Below are 19,476 nucleotides of genomic sequence, written 5' to 3'. Positions count from 1 at the left end.
AAAGGGAGTCTTCGTGCCGCGTTGGGGTGGGCGTGCGCTGCGGCGGGGCGCGCTGATCGTCGCTGTGGTTTTCGGTCTGACGGTGGCGGTGCCACCCGGTGCGGTCCCCGCCGGGGGATCGTTCCCGACGTCGTGGCTGTCATGGTTCGCGCAACGCCCCTCCTGGGCCGACGGCGCACGGGCGTTCCTCGGCATGCCGGTGCAGAGGCAGGGCGAGTCGACCCCGCCCGACCACTACGTGTCGGCGGATGCCACCCGGGCCGTCGGAGGCGCCGGCCGGGTGCCCGCCCCGGCGCCCGGAACGCTGGCGCCATACACGCCGCACGAGGTCGACACCACCCCGCAGACCACGGCCAGCACCGAGAGCCGCTTCGACCCGAAGACCAGCAAGCGGCAGCCGAAGCAGTCCACCGCCCGAACCGACGTCTTCCGCAACGCCGATGGGTCCATCACCCGGCGCACCTACACCGACCCGGTCAACTACCGGACGGCGGACGGCTCCTGGCAGCCCATCGACCCCACCCTGGTCGAGCGACCGGACGGTCGTCTGCACGTGAAGGCCAACAGCGTCGGTATCGCGATGGCCGGGGAGTCGTCCGCCCGTAGCCGGGGCGCCGCCGCGGACACCGAACTCGCCGCCCTCACCCTGCCGACCGGCGAGGTGCTGGCCTGGAGCCTCCAGGGCGCCCAGGTCGGCACACCGGAGACCGACGGGGGCACCGCGACGTACCGCGACGTGTTGCCGGACACCGACCTGGAACTGACCGCGATCGCCTCCGGGGTCAAGGAAACCCTGGTGCTCAAGTCGCCGGCCGCCGGCTCGTCCTGGGTGTTCCCGCTGCGGCTGGAGGGCCTCACCCCACGACTGGACGAGCACGGATCGGTCGAGCTGGTCAACGCCAAGGGATCGGTGGTCGCCTGGATCCCGAGCGGCTGGATGGAAGACTCCCGGATCGACCCGCGGTCCGGCTCGGCCGCCCAGGGGGCCGTCCGTTACGAACTGACCACCGTGGACGGTCGCCCGGCGCTGCGGGTGGTCGCCGACGCCGCCTGGCTGAACCACCCCGACCGCGTCTACCCGGTCCGGGTCGACCCGACCGCACACACCGACACCACCGGCGACGTCTACATCGACAACGACCCCAACACGACGAACCAGAACGGTGACAACCTGCCGGTCGGCACCTACAACGGCGGAGGGGTCAAGGCCCGGTCGTTCATCCACTTCGACGACTACCGCAACGACGGCTTCAACGGACTGCGTATCACCGGCGTGCGGATTTGGCTCTACCAGACCTGGGCCTACAGTTGCACCACCTTCCTACCGTTCTACGTGCACCGGGTCACCGGGCCGTGGACCGTTGCCGGCCTGACCAACGCCGGACTGGCGTCCACCCCGGCGATGACCGACCCGATCGGCCAGGTGACGGTCAACGACCACGGCCCGTCGTGCACCAACACCAGCGGCAACCGCAGCGTCGGCAAGTGGGTCCGGGCCGTGCTCAACCCGGCCACCTTCAACGACTGGGGCACCGGCGGGGCGAACCACGGCCTGGCCCTGACCGCCTCCGAGACCGACTCCAACGGCTGGAAGCGGTTCACCTCCGCGAACTACTCCAGCGGCGACTACATGCCCTACCTTGAGCTGGACTACACCTACAACCACGCCCCCCAGGTCGACGTCCGCTACCCGGGTAACAACGCGGTGCTGCAGACCCTCACTCCCGAACTGGTCGCCCGGGTGCACGACCCGGACAAGTGGCCGAACAAGGGTTTCAGCTACCACTTCGTGGTCTTCGACGGCAGCACCGGCACCCAGGTCGCCAACTCCGGCTGGGTCGGCAGCCAGGCATGGCGCGTCCCGGCCGGAAGCCTGGCCTGGAACAAGAAATACCTCTACACCGTCCAGGTCAACGACAGGGCTAGCAACAGCACCATCTACCCGGCGCTGGCGTTCAGTACCCGGGTACCGCAACCGCTGGTGACCTCCGGCCTGGCGCAGAACGCCGGCAAGGGATTCGACCCGAGCATCGGCAACTACACCACGTCGGCGACGGACGCGAGCATCGCGACCGTCGGTCCGTCGCTGTCGATCACCCGTAGCTACAACAGCCTCGACACCCGCCGGGCGAACGCCTTCGGCGCCGGCTGGTCCACCGTGGTCGACGTACGGGCGACCGAGGTGAAGGACGCCGCCAACAGTGTGCAGTCGGTCCTGGTCAGGTACCCGAGCGGGCAGGAGGTGCCGTTCGGGCGCAACGCGGACGGCAGCTTCACCCCGCCGCCGGGCCGGTTCGCGACGTTCAAGGAGGTACGCGGCAGCGGCGGCACCCTGACCGGCTACACGCTCACCGACAAGGACGCCACCGTCTACACGTTCGGGCAGCCGAGCGGCGCCGGGGCCTTCGCCGTCACCGCCATCGCCGACGCCAACGGCCGGACGCTGACCCTCACGTACGACGGATCGGGCCGGGCGACGAAGCTGACCTCGGCGTCCGGGCGGTCGCTGAACCTCACCTGGACGACGCCGGCCGGATCGGCACACCCGCACATCTCGACCGTCACGACCGACCCGGTGGTGCCGGGCAACCCCACGACGGTCACCACGTGGCAGTACACCTACGGTACCGAGGACCGGCTGGCGGCCGTCTGCCCGCCGACCGGCTCGACCGAGTGCACCACGTACACCTCCGACACCACCTCGCAGTACGCCAACACCGTCCTCAACAGCGGGCCAAGTTCGTACTGGCGCTTCGAAGAGGCGACCGGGGCGACGGTGGCCGGCAGCCAGGTGCTGAGCAACGCCGGCGCCGACAACGCCGGCTACGCCAACGTGACCCTGGGCCAGGCCAACGGGCTGCCGGGCTCGACCGCGACCGCCGCTGCCTTCGACGGCACCACGTCCTCGGTCCAGTTGCCCGGCAACCTGATCAGCGACGGCGAGTACCAGTCGGTCGCGATGAGGTTCAAGACCACCGGCACCGACGGGGTCCTGTTCAGCTACAGCCGGGATCCGATCACCAACAGCACGACGGCGGGCAACTACGTACCGGCGCTCTACATCGGCAGCGACGGCAAGTTGCGTGGCCAGTTCTGGCAGGGGGCCGCCACCCCCATCACGTCACCCAGCGCGGTCAACGACGGCCAGTGGCACCAGGTGGTGCTCGCGGGCGCCGGCACCACGCAGACGCTGTACCTCGACGGCGTGGCGATCGGCACCCTCGGCGGACCGATCGCCGAGTCGGCCGACGGAGGTGCCAACAGCGTCTACGTCGGCGCCGGATTCGTCGGTGGCACCTGGCCCAACCACGCGCGCTCGAACCAGGCGGCCGGGGTCTCCCGCTTCAACGGCGCCATCTCCGACGTCGCGTTCTTCAACCAGACGCTGACCGCCGCCACCGTGGCGGCGCTGCAGCAGGCCGGCACTGCCTCCCACCACGTGCTGAACGGGATCGTCCGGCCGTCCGGCGGGATCACCGCGCAGGTCTCGTACGACAAGGCCACCGGCAAGGTCGCGTCCGTGACCGACGAGAACGGCGGCACCTGGACCATGGGTACGCCGACCGTCAGCGGCAGCAGCGATGTCTACCGGGCCGCCGTGCTGGGCTCGAAGCCCACCCAGTACTGGCGGTTCGGCGAGGTCGGTGTCAGCGACGCGGTCAACGACGTCCGGGGCGGGACTGCGACTTACAACAATGTCACCCTGGGCGTCGACGGGCCGTTCGCCGACAGTAAGGCCGCCTCGTTCAACGGCACCTCGTCGTACGTGACCCTGCCGGAGACCGCCGTACCGACGACCGGCCCGAACTCGGTCGAGATGTGGTTCAAGATGCCGTCGGGCAACAACGTCGGCGGTGTGCTGTTCGGCTACCAGGGCATGCCGATGGACAACATCGCCGGGTCCGGCGGCTGGGTTCCCGCCCTGTACGTCGGCACCGACGGAAAGCTGCGGGGCACCTTCAACCACGCCACGTCGAATCCGCCGGTGACCTCCGCCGGGAGCGTCAACGACGGTAAGTGGCACCACGTCGTACTCAGTGCCGGAGGCAGCACCCAGTCGGTGTACCTCGACGGTGTTCTCGTCGGCACGATGAACCGACCGATGGTCGACTTCGGTGCGACGTACGCCTACGTCGGCGCCGGAAAGTGGCAGGGATCCTGGCCGAACCACGGCACGTCGTCCGCCGGATACTGGCCTGGTTCGATCGCCGAGGTCGCGTTCTACAACAGCCAGCTTTCCGCGGCCCAGGTCGGGGCGCACTTCGAGGCGTCGAAGCAGACCGCCCCGGTCGCACTCACCATGGTCTCCGGCGTCGCCACGGCGATCCCGATGCCGGTGTCGACCGTCGAGGTCACCGGCCCCACCGGTGAGAAGACGTCCTACAGCTACGACGTCGTCAACGGAAACCGGATCATCGCCCAGTCCGACGCGCTCGGCAACGTGACCCGCTACGGCTACGACGTCGGCGGCTTCGGCAACCTCGTCTACGACCCGCGTGGCGTGTGGACGCAGACCCTGCAGGACGTACGCGGCAACACCCGGCAGTCGATCACCTGTCAGGACCAGGCCGCCAATCGGTGCTCGTCGGTCTACTTCACCTATTACCCCGACGCGACGTCGACGACCCTCACTCCGGACGCCCGCAACGACCTGCTGCTCACCGTCCGCGACGGTCGGTCGGCGTCGGCGACCGACAACACCTACCTGACCACGTTCGGCTACGACGCCAAGGGCAACCGGACCACGGTCACCGACTCGCTCGCCCGGGTCACCACCACGGCGTACACCGACGGCACCACCGTCGCCGCCCACGACGGCGGATTCGCGCCCGCCGGCCTGCCCAGCACGGCGACCACCCCGGCCGGCACCGCCCAGTCCGTCGTCTACTACGCCAACGGCGACGTCGCCGAGGTGACCGAACCGGCCGGCAAGGTCATCCGCTACACCTTCGACGGGCTCGGCCGGCTGCTCACCGAAACCGAGATCACCGACACGTTCCCGGCCGGCCTGACGACCACGTACACCTACGACGCGCTCGGCCGGATGGTCACCGAGACCGAACCCGCCGTCACCAACCGGGTCACCGGTGCCGTGCACACCGCCCGGACCACCCTCGGCTACGACGTCGACGGCAACGTCGTCGGACGGACCACCGCCGACACCACCGGCGGCGACGCGGCGCGCACCGAGACGTACACGTACAACGCGCACGGGCAGGAGACGACGTACACCAGCGCGGCCGGCGCCACCACGACCTTCGAGTACGACCCGCACGGCCGGATCGTCGAGGAGATCGAACCCGACGACGGCGTCACCCGCAACACCTACGACGCCGCGGGCAACCTGCTGACCACGAAGATCGTCGGCTTCACCGGTGACCCGAACGACCCCGACCCGGCCCAGGACCTGACGGTCGCCACCAACGCCTACGACCCGGCCGGCCGGCTCGCCTCGGAAACCGACGCGATGGGCTGGACCACCGAATACACGTACACCGACAACGGCCTGCCGGCGCGGACCACCCGGACCGACGGCACCAGCACGTTCGTGGTCGAGCAGAACACGTACGACGCGGCCGGCAACGTGGTCAAGCGGGTCACCAACAACGGCGCCACCACCGTCGACTTCACCATCGACGCCGCCGGGCGAGAGGTCTCCTCGACCGTCGACCCGACCGGGCTGAACCGCACCACCACCCGCACCTACGACCGTAACGACAACGTCGTCTCCACCCGTATGTCCCGGGCCGGCACGACGCTCGGCATCACCGACGCCGCCTACGACCCGATGGGTCGCCTGGTCTCGCAGGCGACGCACACCTCGACCGAATCGTCGCCGACCGGACGCTGGCGGCTCGACGAGACCACCGGCGGCAAGGCCGGCGACTCCGCCGGCGGCAACACCGCCACCGCCAACGCCGCCGTCACCTGGTCGAACGAACGCGGGGGCGCCGTCGCCCTCAACGGCAGCAACTTCCTGACGACCGTCGGGCCCACCGTTGACACCACCGACAGCTACACCGTCTCCGCCTGGGTCAAACTGACCTCGGCCAGCTACTTCGCGACCGCGGTCAGCCAGGACGGTAACCGCACCAGTGGCTTCTTCCTGCAGTACTTCTGGGCCACCAACCGCTGGGCTCTGGCCACCCCCACGAGCGACACCGACAATCCGCCCGCGACCCGGGCGCTGTCCACCAGCGTTCCACAGCTCAACACCTGGACCCACCTCACCGGCGTCTACGACGCGACGGCCGGCGAACTGCGCCTTTACGTCAACGGCATTTTGGAGGGCACAGCCGCGAAGACGTCCTCGTGGCCGTCGAGCGGTGCGGTCGCCATCGGCCGCGCAAAACACAACGGACAGCCGGTCGACCGCTGGCCCGGCTCGGTCAGCGACGTACAGACGCACGGCAAGGCGCTCAACGCCACCGAGGTGACCGCGCTCTACAACGGCACCGGACCTGCGGCCGGCGCCGGCACCATCCGGACCACGTATGACCTGGACCAGGATGGCAACCCGGTCGCGGTCACCGACCCGAACGGCAACACCACCTACCACTCGTACGACGAGGCCGGCCGCGCGGTGAAGACCACCGCCCCGCCGGTCATGGCCGAGGTCCACGGGCAGCCCGCCACCCTCGCCAACGCCATCTCCTGGGTCGGCTACAACACCTTCGGCGAGATCACCGACACCAAAGACCCGAACGGCAACTGGGGGGTCACCGGCTACGACGCCGCCGGGCGGGTCGTGTCGGAGACGCTGCCGAGTTACACCGCCCCCGGCTCGTCGACGCCCGTCGTCGCGCAGGCCACCCGCACCTACGACGTGATGGGGCAGCTCACCTCGGCCACCGACCCGCTGGGCAAGACCACCAGCTACGTCTACGACCAGATGGGCCGGGTCGCGAAGGTGACCGCCCCCAACGACGGCGAGACGACCTACACCTACGACCACGTCGGCGACCTGCTGTCGCAGACCGACCCGACCGGTGCGGTCACCTCGTCGACGTACGACTACCTCGGCCGCCAGCTCACCACGACCCAGGTGGTCCGGCAGACCGGCACCAACCACACCACCACCTATGCGTACGGCACCAACGGCTGGCTGTCGCAGGTGACGTCGCCGACCGGCGTCACCAGCTCCACCACCTACAACGCGATCGGTGAGCGGCTCACCACCACCGACGGCGCCAACCAGACCACCACCCACACCTACGACGGCGCCGGCCGGCAGACCCGTACGACGCTGCCGGACGGCACGTACACCAGCGTCAGCCACGACCTCGCCGGCCGGCCGCTGGAGACGAAGGTGCACAACGCGGCCGGCACGGTCCTGTCGACGCAGAGCAGCGAGTTCGACAAGAACGGCAACGTCGTCGCCGCGACCGACGCCAAGGGCACCACCATCTCCTTCGAGTACGACGCCACCGGCATGCTGGTCCGGGAGATCCAACCGATCTCCGGCTCGGACGACATCCAGACGACGTTCGGCTACGACCTGGCCGGTAACCGGACCCGGTTCACCGACGGCCGTGGCAACGCCTTCTTCACCACGTACAACTCGTGGAACCTGCCGGAGTGGCAGGTCGAGCCGGCGACGACCGCCCACCCGTCGACGGCGGACCGCACCTTCGTCACCGCCTACGACGCCGCCGGCCGGCCGGTCACCCAGACCTCGCCGGGCGGGGTCACGGTCACCAACACCTACGACGACCTCGGGCTGCTGACCGCCCAGGTCGGGGCCGGGGCCGAGGCGACGACCGAGGACCGCGAGTTCGGCTACGACGTCGCCGGCCGCATGACGTCGTTCTCCGCACCCGTCGGTACGAACAACATCACCTACGACGACCGCGGCCTCCCACTGACCATCACCGGTCCGGTGGGCAACGCCACCTACACCTACACCGCCGACAGCCGGCTCGCCTCCCGGGCCGACGCCGCCGGAACGACCTCGTTCACCTACGACGGCGCGGGCCGCCTGTCGACGGTCAACAACCCGACCGCCGGGGTCGCGCTGACGAACACGTACAACGCGCTGTCCCAGGTCTCGAAGATCACGTACGGCTCGTCGGGCAACTCCCGGAACTTCACCTTCGACGCCCGGCACCGCCCGGTCACCGACGAGTTGAAGACCCCGTCCGGCACCTCGATCGCCAAGGTCGACTACGGGTGGGACGCCAACGACAACATCGTCTCGAAGACGACGACCGGGTTCACCGGAGCGGCGACGAACACGTACACCTACGACCTCGCCGACCGGCTGACGTCGTGGAACGACGGCACCACCACCACGGTGTACGCGTACGACAAGGCCGGCAACCGGGTGCAGAACGGCTCGCGGCTGTTCACGTACGACCAGCGGAACCGGCTGCTCACCGCGGCCGGGGACAGCTACTCGTACACCCCGCGCGGGACGCTCGCGACGGTGTCCGGCGGATCGGGTACGCGTACGACGAGCACCGACGCGTTCGGCCAGGTACGGGCCCAGCAGGCCGGCGGCACGACCCAGTCGTACGACTACGACGCCTTCGGCCGGGTGCTGCGCTCCGGGTTCGCGTACGCCGGACTCGGCAACGACCTGGCGGCCGACGGCGGTGCCACGTACGTCCGCGACCCGGCCGGCGACCTGATCGGCGCGCAGGCCGGCGGCACCCAACGCCTGGTGTGGACAGACCTGCACACCGACGTGATCGCCCAGTTCACCGCGACCGGCACCACCCTGTCCGGGTCGACGACCTACGACCCGCTCGGCACCGTCGTATCATCGGCCGGGCAGGTCGGCTCGCTCGGCTACCAGTCGGAGTGGACCGACACCACGACCGACCGCGTCAACATGTGGGCGCGGTGGTACAACACCGACACCGGCCAGTTCGACACCCGCGACTCCGCCAACGTCAGCCCGGTGCCGGCGTCCATCGCGGCGAACCGCTACCAGTACGGCGACGGCAACCCGCTGACGACCACGGACCCGACCGGCCACTGGGGCAACCCGATCAAGGCCTTCAAGAAGGCCGTGAAGGCCACGGTCTCCCGGGTGACGACGTACGTCTCCTCGGCCTACCGGGCGGTCACCACCTACGTGTCGCAGAAGGTCCAGGCGGTCGCCCGGGTCGCCGCGACAGTGGTCAACAACGTCAAGAAAGCCGCGACCAAGGTGGCGAAGACGGTCAAGAAAGCCGTCGACACCGGCCGAAAATATGTGGCACAGAAGTACCAGGCGGTGAAGAAACAGGCGACCAAGGTCTACAACACCGTCAAGCAGGCCCACCAGAAGGTCGTGGCGAAAGCGACCCGGGTGGTCAAGAAAACCGTCGCCGCCGTCTCCGACGGCGTGAACGCAGCAACAAAGTGGGTCAAAGAAAACAAGGACATGATCATCGAGGTCGCCGCCATCGGTGGGGCGATCCTGGCCGGCCTCGCCTGCACGGCGGTGACGGCCGGCGTGGGTGCCGTCGCCTGCATGGTCGGCGCCGGCGCGGTGATCAACCTGGCCAAGGACGCCGCCCAGGGCGACATCCACTCCATCGGTGACGCCCTCGGCTCCATGGCCACCGGCGCACTGTCCGGCCTGGCCGGCGGTGCCGGCGGCATGATCGCCGGCAAGGTCGCCGCCGCGGTCGGTTCCAGGATCGGCAACAGCGTCCTGGGCCGGCTGGCCACCGAGGCCGTCGAGAACGGCATCTCGGATGCCTTCGACCAGGTCCTGACCACCGGCCGCTTCGACCCCAAGGCCATGCTCGCCGGCATGATTCCCGGCCTGGGCGGTGCGAACCGCAAGGCCGGCGCCAACCCGACCCCGGTCCGGGGCGGCACCACCAGCGGAAGCGGGGGTGGCGGTCCACCGGCCGCGACCAGGTCAAGCGACAGCGGCAGTGGTGGCAGTTGCACGGTTCCGCAACGCAAGCACAGCTTCGACCCGTCGACCAGGGTGTTGATGGCTGACGGCAGCGTCCGTCCCATCGAGGACATCAACATCGGCGACCAGGTCCTTGCCACCGACCCCGAAACCGGCGTAACCCTCGCCAAGCCCGTCACTCAACTTCACCGCAACACCGACCACGAACTCACCGACCTCACCATCGAGACCGAGGACGGCGAGACCACCGTCCTCAAGACCACCCAAAACCACCCGTTCTGGGATGGCGATAGCGGTGAGTGGGTGGACGCGGCTGAGTTGAAGGCCGAGGCGCAACTCGCCACCATTGGCAGTGGCAACACCAACCCCAGGGTCGCGTCGGTAGCTAACCACCTCGGCACCGGGGAGATGCGTGACCTCACCGTCGCCGACATCCACACGTACTATGTGATAGCAGGCACCACACCGGTCCTCGTCCACAACTGTGGCACGGCGCCGATTCAGCCGACCCGTACCTTCCGGAACGAATCGGCCAACGACCATGAGCCGCAAGCTCCGCTTCCCCGGTCAGCCTTCAACGAGAACGGGCAGAACCTGGCGAATGGCGACCATCACTACGTGGTGATGCGGAACGGTTCGGTTCGGACGATGTTCAGCCGTGACATGGAGGCGATCCATGACACTGCTGGTCACACTAGCTTGTCGGAGGGTGAGCCCGTATTTATGGCCGGGCACTTCCAGGTATCCGACGGGCGAATCGTCGAGTTCGATAACTGGTCCGGCCACTATTCGCCGAACAACGACTTTCCGGGCTATCGGCCGATCGCGGATGTTGCCAGGGAGGCTTTGGTTAATAACGGCTTCCCGGGGGCGCGGACGGCTGATTGGGATGACATTACAAAGTGAGATTGACGGCTCGAAACAGTGGGAGATGACGGTGGATCGATGAGGTCGGATGGCTGGACGGTAGGCCTAGTGAACTTCGCTGCGATGATGGCGCGACTCTTGAAGAGCCGCGGACAGAACGTCGACAGCTTGATGCGTGCTGCCGAAGTCGATCAGTCCGAACTCGAAGCAGCCTTCAAGGGGGAAGTGTCCGGCCAGTCAGTCCTGGGACGACTTGCTCCTGCCCTCGGTGTGCACACGACGGATCTCTATATCCTGGCCGGCCTCGACGTGCCGAGTGACCTAGCACCGTGCGCGCCTCCGGCCGACTCGATCCTGGACCACGTCGTGAGGACCGCTCTGCGCCTGCCCTTCGTGCGGCGCGAGCAACTGCTGGGGGTGGCCAGGTCGATGCCGAGGCCGGACCCGGTTGCACCGATCGTGCGGGAGCGCGACCCGTTTCCGTACGGTCCGGGTGCGGTGATCGTGCGCATGCTTCGCGTCCGAAATCTGAACAACTTGAACTCGGCTAAGATGCTGTATCGCCTTGCCGGAATCGGGCCGTTGTCGGCGGCGACAATTCAGGTCGTGGGTTACGGTCGTAAGGAGCTAACTCCAGAGTTGCTGTCCGGGTTCGCGGCCGTGCTCTCCTTCCGGGTCGAAGATCTGGCCGCTCTGTTGGATATCGAGTTGATGCAGGCAAGCCCGCCTGTGGACACCGCAACGCGCCAGGTGGCAGAGCTGATCTGGGATATGCGTCACCTGAGTTCCGATCAGCTTCGCGCTATCCAGGAGGAGTTTGGAGTGGCCGCTTGATCGGTCAGTCGCGCTGGCCCGTTCTGAGCCGGTGGCAGCGGTGAGTGGGTCGATGCGGCGAAATCGACCGTCGACGCGCGATTCGCCGCCGGTGCCGGCAACATGAGCCCCACGGTCGAGGCGGTCGCCGGCCACCTCGGCGCCGAAGAGGTGCGTGATTTTGCCGCCGCAAACATCCACACCTACTACGTGATCATCGGTGACACGTTGGTCCTTATGCATAATGCCAATGCCTGCGGTGGCCCTTCTGTGCCCACGGCAGTGAGATGGGCAAAGGCGGGGCGACTCGGCAGGTTGGCACGGCTTTTAGGCACTAATGGGCGTGAGGTCATGGTCGAGTTCTAACCGGCCGCCAGGACGGCGGCCCGAATCCGCGACGATGTCGCCGAACGACAGGCGGGTTGTCTGATCCCAGGTGCTACCGCGCCGTGCTCGGGCAGGGATCCGGACAGCAGGGTTCGAGCCGGTCAGCTACGCGTCGGAGCAGCGCTGCCGTAGCGCGCCGGACGCCGCCCGACCTCGGCCGCCGTCGGCGGGGCTGCCGGTCCGGTACGACGGGTGCGTCAGGGCGGGCGGACATCAGGTGACGCCGGGTGGCGTCCATGGCGGAGATTCCGAACGGATCCATCAAATCCTCCCGGTCGGAGACGGGCCGGTGGACGCCCGTACGACGAGTTCGGTCGGCAACACGATCCGGCGCCCGTGCGGGTCGGCGGGCGGGTCGAGCAGGAGGCCACCCGCGATGCGTCCCTTCTCGATCGACGGCTGCCGGATCGTGGTGAGTTGCGCGTCGGCGGCTTCCGGGATGTCGTCGAACCCGACGACGGAGACGTCCCTGCCGGGCCGCAGGCCACGGGCGGCCAGTGCGTCCAGTGCGCCCAGCGCGAGCAGGTCGCTCATCGCGAGGATCGCCGTCGGTCGTGGTGCTCGGTCGAGGACGTACGCCGCGGCTGCCGCTCCTTCCACCCGGGTGCTCTCGGCGGCTTCGACGATCGTCACGTCCGACCGGTCCAGGCCCGCTTCGTCCAGCGCGTCGCAGTATCCGTGGAGCCGCTCGCGGGTCACGTAGTACGGCACCTCGGCAAGCTCGCCGACGGTGATCTGTCGGCTCACCCGATCGGGCCGCGACCAGGTGGCCAGCAGTGCGACCCGCCGATGGCCGAGGGCCGCTACATGCCGGGCCGCGTTCCGGCTGGCCGCCGCCTCGTCGATCCCAACGCAAAGCGCCTCCTGATCCCCGTCGGCGCGCAGTTCGGCGCTGACCATGGGAAGCCCACGGGACCGGATGGCGTCCAGTGAACCGTGCCAGTCCGGCACGCAATAGACGCAGAAACCGTCGACCACGGCGTTGCGTACGAGGTCGCCGGCGGCCTTGTCGTCGTTCACCGGCATCGGAAGCAGGAGCAGGCCGCTGCCGTACCGCTCACCGGATTCCGCGAGTCCACGTAGGAACCGGACCGCGTACGGGTCGGCGAGCGCGGACGACAGGGTCGCTGTGACGAGTACGCCGATGGCTCCCGTCCGGCCTCGGCGAAGCGAACGCGCGGTCGGATTCGGTCCGGCGTAACCCAGCCGCTGGGCGGCGTCGAGGATCCGTTGTCGGAGTTCGGGGGAGAGTTGGTCCGGACGGCTGTACGCGTTGGAGACGGAGCTGCGGGACACCCCGACCGCGTCGGCGACGGTTTGCAGGGTCGCGCTCATCGGCACCCCTACTGTATCGATCCAGAAGGCTTCTGGATCGATACAGTAACACTGAAAGAGTCGTTTCGGCCAGCGGGCTGTGCGTCGTCGAGCGGTTTCACGACCTGTGGTGGTGCCCAACTCAGGGGCGCCGATCTACCCGTCAGCCCGGGCGAGCGAGCACGGATCGGCGACGAAGTCGGCGAACGACCGGCGGGGTGTCCAGCCCCGCACAAGGGCTCGCGTCGTGTCCAGCACGACGCCGTGAGCGAGCTGGTCGACGGCGTACCTGGTCAGGGTCGGCTGGCCGGTGCCGGGCAGGCGGGCGATCGTCTCCACGACGGTGGCCGCCGCCATCGTCAGCGGCACCGGCAGGTGCGCGACCCGTACCGGATGGCCGAGCGCGGCCAGACCGTCGCGGACCACCGCATCCCGCGAGTACGGCGTCGCGTCCGCGATGTTGTACGCCCCGGACGGCCACGAAAGCCCGGCGAGGCAGGCGTCGGCCAGGTTCTCCACCGCGGTCAGGCTCAGCCTCACGTCGGGGCCGGGCAGCATGACCCGGCCACGCCGTACCGCCCGGACGAGCCGGGGGAGCAGGTGCGGATCGCCGGGGCCGTACACCGCCCGGGGGCGGAGCACCACCGCGCCCGCCTCCAGCGCCAGCCGTTCCCCCTCGGCCTTGGTACGGCCGTACGGGGTGCGCTGGCCGGTCACCGGATGGTCCTCGGTGATCGCGGCGACGCGTAGCCGGGGGTCGTAGACGCTGGCGCTGCTCACCCACACCACCGGCCGGTCGCCGGCCGCCGCCAGCAGCCGGGCGGTGCCGTCGACGTTCACCGCGCGGTAGGCGGCCTCGACCGCCGGCCCGCCGCCGGTGTCGCCGACGGCCGCCGCCAGGTGGATGACGGCGTCGGTGCCGGTCAGGTCGGGGTGGTCGCGGGCGGCGTCCCAGTGGACGTGCCGGCCGACCGGGCCGGGGCGCCGGCCGAGGCAGACCACGGTCGCGCCCGCCTCGGCGGCTGCCCGGGCGACCGCCGCACCGCAGAACCCGCTGGCGCCGGTGACCGCGATCCGCAGCCCGTTCACCGGGTGGCCCGTACGGTCAGCACCGCCCAGCCGGGCAGCGCGGCCCGGCGGTCGACGCGGGCCCGGACGACCTTCGGCCGGTACGGCGCCAGGGCGGCGAGGGTGTCGGCGAGCTGGGCGCGGGCGAGTGCCGCGCCGGGGCAGGCGTGCGGGCCGGCGCCGAAGACGAGTTGCGCCACCTGCGGCGGGGCGGGGCTCTCGCGCGACGGGTCGGTGCGGTGGGCGTCGACGGCGTGCCGGGCGATCAGGGCGAGCCGGTCACCGGCGCGTACCGGGCAGCCGTCGACGGTGCCGGGAGCGGCGGCGACCCGGGGGAGCAGCGGGGTCGGGGCGGTGACCCGGAGCAGTTCGGCGACGAGCGTCGGGCGGGACTTCTCGTCGGCGGCCCAGTGCCACAGGTCGTCGTCGGCGCACCAGGCGGCGGCGCGCGGGATCGCCGCGACGGTGGTGTTGATCGCGGCGACGGCGAGCATGGCGGCCAGGCCGGCGCCGTCCGCGTCCCGATCGGCCCGGCCGGTGGTGGTGCGGCGAATCAGGTCGGCGAGGGCGTCGGCGGCCTGCCGGGCGGCGCGGGCGGCGCTCGGCCGGCGCGGACCGGGCATGTGCTGGCCGGCCCCGGTGGCGGCGGCGTGCCGGGCGGCGTCGGCCAGCACCAGCGGGTCGGTGTCCAGGTCGAGCAGGGCGGCGGTGGTCGCCCCGGCGAGTTCGGCGGTGATGTCGACCAGGTCGACGGTGCCGCCAGCGGCCAGCGGGGCGAGCCGGCGTTCGAGCACCGCCGTCCAGACCGGGCGGAGCCGGGCGACGCCGGCGCTGCCGAGTTCGTCGGCGAGACTCCGTCGTGCTCCCTTGTGGACGGTGCCCTCCTGGTCGAAGAGGAGCCCGCCCTCGGCGAGCCGGCTGGCGGTGCCGCCGGTGGTGCCCTCGGCGGTCCGGTCCAGCGGGACCCGGGTCAGCGCGTCCAGGTAGGCCCTGGTCCCGTGCACCAGCACGGTCCGGCCGATCCGCCGGACCGGGGCGCGTCTGGTCGCCGCGAGCAGCGTGAACAGGACCGGATGGCTGCGCAGGTAGACGAGCCGGTCCCGGCGCCGCGCCCGGCCGGCCCGCCGGGCGGACCGGGCTCCGGACGGGGCGGCGACGGCCTGGTCAGCGGACATGGTCACCCTCCGGTTCGGTCGGCTGCCAGCGGCGGTCCCAGTACCAGAGCAGGGTGCGGCGCGGCCCCCACGCCCGCAGCCGGCGCAGGCTGTTCTCCACCACCAGGTGCTCGGCCCGCACGATCCGGTCGGTGTGCCGGCGGGCCCGGTTGAGCAGGTCCAGGTCGTCGGCGCCGTCCCGCAGCGTGATCCGGGGGATGCCGCCGCAGCGCACGTACAGGTCCGCGGTCAGCGCCAGGTTGTGCCCGTGGCAGAGCACGTACGGGGTACGGAAGCCGGCCGCCCGGTGCGTACGCCGGAACCGGCCGTATACGCCGGCGGCGCGTACGGCCGCCGGGAAGAGCCGGCGCTCGGCGAAGCTGGGCCGCTCGTCGCGGCGTGGCACGCTGCGCCCGCAGACCATCTCGGCCCCGGAGTCGAGCAGTGCCTTGGCGGTCGCCACCCAGTCCGGGGCCGGCCGGCAGTCGGCGTCGGTACGCAGAAGCAGCGTCGCCCCGGCCGCGATGGCGTGCCGGCATCCGGTATCGGCGGCGGTGCCGGCGCCCGGCCGTGGTTCGGTCACCACGTCGACCGGGAACGGGGCGCCGGCCGCGAACCGGCGCACGACGTCGGCGGTGCCGTCGGTGGAGTTGTTGTCGACGACGACGAGCGCGAAGTCGGGGTCGGTCTGCGCGGCGAGCGCGGTCAGGGTGGTGCCGATCGCGCCGGCCTCGTCGTACGCCGGCACCACCACCCACAGCCGCCGGCTCACCGCTGCTCCGAGGCGTCGGCGAGGCGGGCGGCGGCGAGCGCGGACGCGGCGGCCCGGTCGGGTTTGCGGGACCGGCCGGCGGTCGGTACGGCCGCGAACACCACCCGGTCCGGCCGGGCGGCGCCCATCCGGTCCAGCACCGGGGCGAGCGCCCGGCGCAGTTTGCCGGGGTCGGTGCCGGGTTCGGGTTCGACGACGGCGACCAGCCGCTCGTCGCCGTCGCCGGCCGGTACGCCGACCAGGACGGCCAGGTTGACGCCGGGCACGTGCAGCGCCGGCTCGTACAGGCCGGGGTAGATGTTCTCGGCGGCCCGCAGGATCATGTCCTTGCAGCGCCCGGCGAGCACGAGCCGGCCGTCCTCGATCCGGCCCACGTCACCGGTCTCCACCCATCCGTGCGGCTCCGCCCCGAGGTAGCGGTCGGCCTGCCCCGGCCCGGACAGCAGCAACTGCCCGCCCTTGTCGACCCGGCTCCGAACACCCGGCAGCGGGGTGCCGACCAGGTCGCCGTCACCGGTGAACGCCGCCTTGTCGGCCTGCTCGACGGCGGCGGCCGGGAAGAGTTCGGTGAGGGCGTACACGCCCCACGCCTCGCTCGCCCCGGCCCGTTTCACCCGGTCGAGCAGGGCGGCGCTGACCGGCGCCGACCCGGAGTAGAACCGCCCGGACAGCCGGGGCGACTCCGCGAGCAGTGCCCGCAGCTGCGGCGGGGTGAGATAGCTGGCCTGCGCCTTCACCTGGAGGATCTGCCGGGCCAGCACCTTCGGCGAGCGGGCCGGCAGGGCGACCGGTGCGCCGCTGGCCAGCGACGGCACCAGCACGAAGAACATGCCGCCGAGGACCGGTTCGTCGGCGCGCGGCCGGACCAGGTCGACGACCTGGCGCATGCCGGCGGCGAGGCTGGCCCGGGTGTGCACCACCGCCCGGGGTGCGCTGGTCGTCCCCGACGTGAAGATGATGACGGCGTCGCCGTCGGAGGCGGACCGGTCCGGCGCCGGACCGCCCCGTCCGCCGAGCGCCGGGGCGGTGAACGGCAGCCGCCGCCCGACCGTGGCCACCGGGGCGATCGAGTCGAGCCGGGGCAGGTCGAGATGCGCCCGGCGGGCCAGCGGCCGGGCCCAGCCGGCGACCGCCTGCGCGGCCGCGTCGGCCACCACCAGCGCCGGGGCGGCCAGCCGGAGCCGGGCGGTGAGTACGTCGGCGCCGGCCGACGGGTCGAGTACGGCGACCCGCAGCCCGAGCCGGAACGCGGCCAGCATCACCGACAGGGCGCGGGGGCCGGGGCGGACCGCCACCCCGAGCGTGTCGCCCTCGGCGAGCCCACGGTGGTGCAGGGCGGCGGCGTACCGGTCGGCCAGCCCGGCCAGGTCGCCCCGGGTGGCGCGTACCCGGGTGGTGCCGGACCGGCGGGCGGCCAGGACCGCCGGACGGTCCGGGTGCCGGCGCAGCGCGGCGGCGAGTTCGTCGAGCATCAGCGTGGGTCCGGGGTCAGGTCGCCGCTGCCCCGGTCGAGATACCAGCGGGCGGAACGGCGCAGGCCGTACGCCCGCAGCCGGCGGGTCGAGTTCGCCACCACCATCGTGCGGCTGCGGGCGATCGCGGGCGTGGTGCGGCGTACCCGGTTGAGGAACGTGCGGTCGGTCGGCGACGGGCGGCGGGGCATGCCGCCGCAGGCCAGGTAGAGGGCGGCGGTGATCGCCATGTTGTTGCCGGCGTGCATCCGGTAGGGCGCCAGGTAGCCGGCCTCGCGGTGGGCCGGCCGCAGCCGGCCGAACGCCGCCGCGATCGCGACCACCATCCGGAACCCGGCCCGGCCGAGCGGCCCGTGCTCGTCGCGGCGGGCGCTGATCCGGCCGCAGACCATGCCGGCCCCGGCGGTCAGCGCGGCCCGGGCGGCGGCGACCCAGCCGGGGGCCGGCAGGCAGTCCGCGTCGGTACGCGCCAGCAGCAGCGCACCGTGCGTGATCGCGTGCCGGAAACCGGTGTCGACCGCGCAGCCGACGCCCTTGTCCGGCTCCCGGATCAGCAGTACGGGCACCGGGGCAGTCGCCGCGAACCGGTGTACGACGTCGGCGGTGCCGTCGGTGGAGCCGTTGTCGACGACGAGCAGGGTGAAGTCGAGGTCGGTCTGGGCGGCCAGCGCGTCGAGGGTGCCCCCGATCCGGGTCACCTCGTTGTACGCCGGCACCACGACCCAAAGTTGGGACATCACTTCTCCCAGACCATCGTCATCACGCTGACGCCGCCGCCGAGGCCGATGAACAGCACCCGGTCGCCGGGGCGCAGGTGCGGGTCGACCCGGGCCAACTGCACGCCCAGCGTGGCGCTGGCCATGTTGCCCAGGCCGGTCACGGTGACCTCGAGCTTCTCCTTCGGCACCCCGGTCACCTCGACGAACCGGTCAAGATAGGGGCCGGTCACCTGGTGCACCAGCACCTTCGCGTAGTCGGCCCAGTCCAGCCCGGTCCGGTGCCGGACCCGGTCCAGGATCGCCGTACCGATCTTCTCGAAGACGCCGCGCAGGGCGTGCCCGTCGCCGCGGAAGTAGGTGTGCTCGTCGCCGCGCGGGAACCGGGAGCCGCCGCCGTCGATCCCGCCGACCGTCCAGTGCTCGGAGTGCGTCTCCGTGTCGACGTCGAGGATGCCGCCGGAGGCGACCGGTTCGACGACGACGGCGGCCCCGGCGTCGCCGAACGTGAAGCCGGCGAACGCGGCACGGGCCTGGGCCAGGTCGGCGAGCTGCCAGCGCATCGACCTGGTCGGTGTCTCGCCGGTGACGACCAGCGCCCGGGTGGCCCGGCCGGCGAGGACGAAGGCGCGCGCGGCGTCGATGCCGTTGACGAAGCTGTTGCAGGCGTTGGTCAGGTCGACGGCGTGCGCCCGGGTGCCGAGTTCGGCCTGCACGATGTGGGCGGTCGCCGGCTCGACGACGTCGCGGGTCGCCGAGGCGAAGATCAGCAGGTCGATGTCGGCCGGCTCCAGGTCGGCGGCCGTGAGCGCCTGGCGGCCGGCGCGTACCGCGAGGGCGGAGGCGTACTCGTCGTCGGCGGCGATCCGGCGCTGTTCGATGCCGGTCATCGTGGTGAAGATCCGGTTGGGCAGCGCGAATCCGCTGGCCGTGGCGACCTGTTCTTCGAGGTCGGTGGTGGCGAGCACCCGTTCGGGGAGGCTGGCGCCGACCGCGGTGATGCCGACCCGCGACTGCGCGTGGCTGTGGGGCGGGATGCGATCGATCATCTGGTCAG

General features: G+C 71.0%; 10 protein-coding genes. 3 read left to right on the top strand and 7 right to left on the bottom strand.

What is annotated here, in order from left to right:
• The first annotated feature begins 13 nt into the window (after positions 1-13).
• The 3 genes from AB0I42_RS15795 (at position 14) to AB0I42_RS15785 (ending at position 11,902) form a co-directional block, all read left to right on the top strand.
• Complete coding sequence (locus AB0I42_RS15795; protein ID WP_357537923.1) at positions 14-10,762, top strand: LamG-like jellyroll fold domain-containing protein; 10,749 nt, start codon at positions 14-16, stop codon at positions 10,760-10,762.
• A gap of 69 nt (positions 10,763-10,831) precedes the next feature.
• Entirely contained in the window at positions 10,832-11,557 is a 726-nt protein-coding gene (locus AB0I42_RS15790) for an XRE family transcriptional regulator (RefSeq protein ID WP_357537922.1), read from the top strand.
• Between the two features lie 102 nt (positions 11,558-11,659).
• Positions 11,660-11,902 carry a hypothetical protein gene (locus AB0I42_RS15785; RefSeq protein WP_357537920.1) on the top strand — a complete coding sequence of 81 codons (243 nt, stop codon included), beginning with the start codon at positions 11,660-11,662 and terminating at the stop codon, positions 11,900-11,902.
• 282 nt (positions 11,903-12,184) lie between these two features.
• Here the strand turns inward: AB0I42_RS15785 and AB0I42_RS15780 are convergent, their stop codons facing one another.
• The 7 genes from AB0I42_RS15780 to AB0I42_RS15750 form a co-directional block, all read right to left on the bottom strand.
• Positions 12,185-13,258 (bottom strand): LacI family DNA-binding transcriptional regulator, encoded by a 1,074-nt coding sequence (locus tag AB0I42_RS15780; protein WP_357537918.1) that lies wholly within the window; start codon positions 13,256-13,258, stop codon positions 12,185-12,187.
• A gap of 135 nt (positions 13,259-13,393) precedes the next feature.
• The gene (locus tag AB0I42_RS15775) at positions 13,394-14,326 is read right to left on the bottom strand and encodes an NAD-dependent epimerase/dehydratase family protein (protein ID WP_357537916.1); all 933 of its coding nucleotides are present in this window, start codon (positions 14,324-14,326) and stop codon (positions 13,394-13,396) included.
• Entirely contained in the window at positions 14,323-15,480 is a 1,158-nt protein-coding gene (locus tag AB0I42_RS15770) for a cytochrome P450 (protein WP_357537914.1), read from the bottom strand. The genes AB0I42_RS15775 and AB0I42_RS15770 overlap by 4 nt, the downstream gene beginning before the upstream one ends.
• Positions 15,470-16,231 carry a glycosyltransferase family 2 protein gene (locus AB0I42_RS15765; protein ID WP_357537912.1) on the bottom strand — a complete coding sequence of 254 codons (762 nt, stop codon included), beginning with the start codon at positions 16,229-16,231 and terminating at the stop codon, positions 15,470-15,472. The genes AB0I42_RS15770 and AB0I42_RS15765 overlap by 11 nt, the downstream gene beginning before the upstream one ends.
• Positions 16,228-17,703: a class I adenylate-forming enzyme family protein gene (locus AB0I42_RS15760; RefSeq protein WP_357537910.1), complete on the bottom strand. Its 1,476-nt coding sequence runs from the start codon at positions 17,701-17,703 to the stop codon at positions 16,228-16,230. The genes AB0I42_RS15765 and AB0I42_RS15760 overlap by 4 nt, the downstream gene beginning before the upstream one ends.
• The gene (locus AB0I42_RS15755; protein WP_357537908.1) at positions 17,703-18,440 is read right to left on the bottom strand and encodes a glycosyltransferase; all 738 of its coding nucleotides are present in this window, start codon (positions 18,438-18,440) and stop codon (positions 17,703-17,705) included. Before AB0I42_RS15755 ends, AB0I42_RS15760 begins: the two co-directional genes overlap by 1 nt.
• The gene (locus AB0I42_RS15750; RefSeq protein ID WP_357537906.1) at positions 18,440-19,468 is read right to left on the bottom strand and encodes a ketoacyl-ACP synthase III; all 1,029 of its coding nucleotides are present in this window, start codon (positions 19,466-19,468) and stop codon (positions 18,440-18,442) included. The genes AB0I42_RS15755 and AB0I42_RS15750 overlap by 1 nt, the downstream gene beginning before the upstream one ends.
• Positions 19,469-19,476 lie beyond the last annotated feature (8 nt).

This window comes from Polymorphospora sp. NPDC050346 (assembly GCF_040655695.1).
In the GTDB taxonomy this organism is placed as follows: domain Bacteria; phylum Actinomycetota; class Actinomycetes; order Mycobacteriales; family Micromonosporaceae; genus Polymorphospora; species Polymorphospora lycopeni.
The sequence above is the reverse complement of the archived record's forward strand: the minus strand, read 5'-3'. Positions and strand labels throughout refer to the sequence as shown.